The following is a 3776-nucleotide window of genomic DNA, read 5'->3' on the forward strand; positions in this document are numbered from 1 at the left end:
GTGCCGAGCCCGCGCCCAGGCCGGCCGCGTCGACCAGCGGCTGCGCCATGGCCGGCACCTTGAGCTGCGAGGCATCCTGCAAGGCCGAACTGGCGATCTGCTGGAACTGCTGCGTGAGCGCGCCCCACCACTGCAGGGGATCGACCACGCCGGCCGCGTCCGGCGCGTCCGCGGCCTTGGCCCGTTTCGGCGCCGGCGCCTCCTCGGCCTCCGGCTGCGCCTCGGGTTCAGGCGCGGCGGCGGGGGCCTCGGCATGGAACGCGGGTGCCGGCGCGGGCGTTGGCGCGACCTGCCGCGTGAAGGCGCTGGCCAGGTCTTCCATGCGGACGTTCATGCCGCGCAAGGTCGACAGCGTCATCTTCTGCACTTCGAGCGCCTGGATCGTCGCCTTCAGCGCGTGGCCGTTCTGCTCGAGCCAGTACTGCACGGTCTTGAGCTCCTGGATGCGCTTGTCGACCTCCTCGATGCTCAGCGTCGGCGCCACCCAGCTCGACAGGCTCGGCAGGCCGGGTACGGCGCTTGGCGATGCGCTGCCACCGGCCAGGCTTTTCAGGAAGTCGAAGCCCGGAACGAACTGACTGAAGGCGAAGGGCGTGGTGGCGTCGCTCATGGAAGTGCTCCGGTATGTGGTTCTTGTCCGGGCAGCTTACTCCAAGCGTCCGGGCTTTTGGGCCGCCAAAACAAAAGGCATCCGGCACTCGCCAGGGCGCCCCGGCTTGTGGACAATGACCCATTAGACACAGAAAGTCACATGTCCATTTTCCATCTCGCCTTCAATGTCCGCAACCTCGATGAAGCCCGGCGCTTCTACGGCGGCGTGCTGGGCTGCGCGGAAGGCCGCAGCACCGACACCTGGGTCGACTTCGATTTCTTCGGCCACCAGATTTCGCTCCACCTCGGCGAGCCCTTCGCCACCTCGCGCACCGGCCGCGTGGGGGACGTGATAGTGCCGATGCCGCACTTCGGCATCGTGCTCGAGTTGCCGGACTGGCAAGCGCTCGCGGCACGGCTTGAGGCGTCGGGCATGGATTTCGTGCTGAAGCCGCAGGTGCGCTTCGAGGGCCAGCCCGGCGAGCAATGGACCATGTTCTTCTGCGACCCCTTCGGCAACCCGATCGAGGCCAAGGGCTTCCGCTCGCTCGACACCGTCTACAACGCATGAACCATCCTGCGGCGCCCACCCGGAGGTCGATGCGCCCGCGCGTCGCCGGGGCGGCGGCCGCGCTGCTGCTCGCCTGCGGCGCCGCGCACGCGGTGCAGGATTGCGAACTCAATGGCCAGGCCGTGAATCCGGCCAACGGCAGGAGCACCGCCGGCAAGACCGGCGTGATGCGCTGCAAGGACCGGGACAGCGGCGTGCTGCTGCGCGAACAGCAGATCCAGAGCGGAACCTTCATGGGCCTGGTGCGCCTCTACGAGGACGGCAAGCTCGTGAAGGAACACAGCCTGAACGCCCGCGGCAACATGGAAGGCCGGGCCCGCGAGTTCTCGCCCACCGGCCAGGTCCTGCGCGACGCCAGCTACCAGGACGGCCACGAGATGGGCCTGGTGCGCACCTTCTATCCGGACGGCCCCCTGCGTCGGCTCACCTACTTCGCCGACGCGGCCGGCGAGCGCGCCTCGGTCGAGTTCACCGAACGCGGACAACTGTCGATGCTGCGATGCGGCGACAAGCCGGTGCTGGCGCCGGTGGTCGACGATGCGCGACTCTGTGGCTTTGTCGGCGGCCCTTCGAATGTCGAGTTGTTCGATGCCAAGGGAACACTGCGCTCGCGGCTGTCGTACGTGGCCGGCAAGCGGGTGCGCAGCGAAGACCTGTACGACAACGGCAAGCCCGCCGCGCAGGACGAGGTGACAGGCAACCAGCGCATCGAAAGGCGCTTTTCGTCCGAAGGCATCAAGCGCCGCGAAGTGGTCTCGCTGCTCGGCGAGCGCGGCGCGATCAAGCAGCGCGAGCAGGAATTTTCGGAGAGGGGCACGCTGGTGCGCGAGCAGCGGTGGAACGCCGCGGGCGAGCCGCTGAGCGACGAGAGCTACTACCAGAACGGCCAACCGCGCAGCAAGTCGACCTACGGCGTGGGCGGCAACCCGCGCCAGATCGAGATCATCGAATTCCACGACAACGGCCAGAAGGCCGCCGTCGGCCGCTACCTGGCCATCGAGCGCCTGCGCCAGATTCCGATCGGCACCCACCAGCGCTTCGGCGACAACGGCCTGCTGATCGCCGAATCGGTCTACGACGGCAAGGGCCGCATCACGCGCGAACGCGTGTGGGACGCCAGCGGCAAGCTCGAGCGCGACGAGGAAGTCTTCGAGGACGGCTCGCGTAAGGCCTTCGCGAAGCCCTGAGTCCGGTCAGTCGAGCTTGATTCCGGCGGTCTTGATGATCGGGCCCCAGCGCTGGGATTCGGCGCGCGACAGGGCCGCGAACTGCTGTGGCGTACCGGGCATCGCCTCCATGCCGAAGTCGTTGAAGCGTTTCTGCACCGCCGGCGTGCCGAAGGCGCGGTTGAGGTCGCCATTGAGCCGGGCGACGATCGGCGCCGGGATGCCGGCCGGTCCGACGACGCCCTGAAAGGCGAACACCTCGGAATTCAGGACGCCGACTTCCGCCAGCGTCGGAACGTCGGGCAGCAGCTTCGAACGGCTGCCGGAGCCGATCGCCAGCACGCGCACCTTCTTACCCTGCATGATCGACAGGCCCGAAGCCAAGTCGAGGAACATCGCCGGCACCTGGCCGCCCATCACGTCGGCCATCGCCGGCGCCGCGCCGCGGTACGGGATATGGGTGATGAAGGTGCCGGTGCGGACCTTGAACATCTCCATCGCCAGGTGGTGTGGCGAGCCGTTGCCGGGCGAGGCGTAGTTGACCTTGCCCGGATTGGCCTTCACGTAGGCCAGGAAGGCCTTGAAGTCCTGGGCCGGAAAGTCCGGATGCACCACCAGCGCCAGCGGAAACTTGCCGATCGCGCCGATGTAGCTGAAATCCTTTTCGGGGTTGAAGGGCAGCTTGCTGAACAGGTGCTCGTTGAAGGCCAGCAGCGCGTTGTCGGCCGACATGATCGTGTAGCCGTCGGGCTTGGACTTGGCGACCAGTTCGGCTCCGATGTTAGTAGAGGCGCCGGGGCGGTTGTCGATCACGATCTGCTGGCCCAGCGTCTGGCGCATGGCCTCGGCCAGGGTGCGCGCGATGACGTCGGTGCCGCCGCCGGCCGGGTACGGCACCACCCACTTGATCAGTTGGTCGGGATAGGCGCCCTGGGCGCGCGCCCACGGTGCTGCAGCGGCGGCCGCGGTGGCAGCGAGGGTGGTGAGCAGGGTTCTGCGATCCATCTATAAGTCTCCTGGTTTTTGTGTGACTGGAATGTACGGGTTCCGACCGGCGCCGGGCCGCCCCAAGGCGGTCGGCGCCCCCTCGGGGGGCAGCGAATACACGAAATGACGAGGGTGGGGGCCCGTCATGCCGACAGGGACGGCACGGGCAGGTCGTCCATCGCCTGCGCGAGCGCGTCGCGGCAGCGGGCTTCGTCGCCGACCTGCTCGAACAGCAGCAGTGCGAGCCGGGCGAGGAACAGCGATTCTCGCTCGGGGCCAGCCTCGCTGATGGCGCGGGCGCATTCGGCGTAGAGGCGGTCGCGCGCCTCGGGGTGCAGGACGGTCATTGGAGTACCTCCATGCTTCGCACTGCGGTGCGAGCTTGCTTGGGAACGGCCCGGCGCTGCGCTCATGCGGGCTCCTTGGTGGTCAGGGCGGCGGCGCGGGCCAGGGCCCGGTGC

At 68.1% G+C, this 3776-nt stretch carries 5 protein-coding genes; 2 read left to right on the plus strand and 3 right to left on the minus strand.

What is annotated here, in order from left to right; all coding sequences use genetic code 11:
- Positions 1-610: PhaM family polyhydroxyalkanoate granule multifunctional regulatory protein (locus AC1DY5_RS46370; RefSeq protein ID WP_478121122.1), on the minus strand; the 610-nt coding region annotated here is incomplete at its 3' end.
- 141 nt (positions 611-751) lie between these two features.
- Between AC1DY5_RS46370 and AC1DY5_RS46375 the strand changes: the two genes are divergently transcribed.
- Complete coding sequence (locus tag AC1DY5_RS46375; RefSeq protein WP_478121123.1) at positions 752-1162, plus strand: VOC family protein; 411 nt, start codon at positions 752-754, stop codon at positions 1160-1162.
- Positions 1163-1191: 29 nt separating this feature from the next.
- Positions 1192-2349 (plus strand): toxin-antitoxin system YwqK family antitoxin, encoded by a 1158-nt coding sequence (locus AC1DY5_RS46380; RefSeq protein ID WP_478121124.1) that lies wholly within the window; start codon positions 1192-1194, stop codon positions 2347-2349.
- Positions 2350-2355: 6 nt separating this feature from the next.
- Here the strand turns inward: AC1DY5_RS46380 and AC1DY5_RS46385 are convergent, their stop codons facing one another.
- On the minus strand, positions 2356-3333 hold the full coding sequence (locus AC1DY5_RS46385) for a Bug family tripartite tricarboxylate transporter substrate binding protein (protein WP_478121125.1): 978 nt from the start codon (positions 3331-3333) through the stop codon (positions 2356-2358).
- Between the two features lie 125 nt (positions 3334-3458).
- The gene (locus AC1DY5_RS46390; RefSeq protein WP_478121126.1) at positions 3459-3662 is read right to left on the minus strand and encodes a hypothetical protein; all 204 of its coding nucleotides are present in this window, start codon (positions 3660-3662) and stop codon (positions 3459-3461) included.
- Positions 3663-3776 lie beyond the last annotated feature (114 nt).

The organism is Variovorax sp. P4_D9, assembly GCF_056401695.1.

Excerpts from the sequence above, each read along its gene's own strand:
- AC1DY5_RS46375 (WP_478121123.1), top strand. The coding sequence starts at position 752 with ATGTCCATTTTCCATCTCGCCTTCAATGTCCGCAACCTCGATGAAGCC.
- AC1DY5_RS46380 (WP_478121124.1), top strand. The coding sequence starts at position 1,192 with ATGCGCCCGCGCGTCGCCGGGGCGGCGGCCGCGCTGCTGCTCGCCTGC.
- AC1DY5_RS46385 (WP_478121125.1), bottom strand. The coding sequence starts at position 3,333 with ATGGATCGCAGAACCCTGCTCACCACCCTCGCTGCCACCGCGGCCGCC.
- AC1DY5_RS46390 (WP_478121126.1), bottom strand. The coding sequence starts at position 3,662 with ATGACCGTCCTGCACCCCGAGGCGCGCGACCGCCTCTACGCCGAATGC.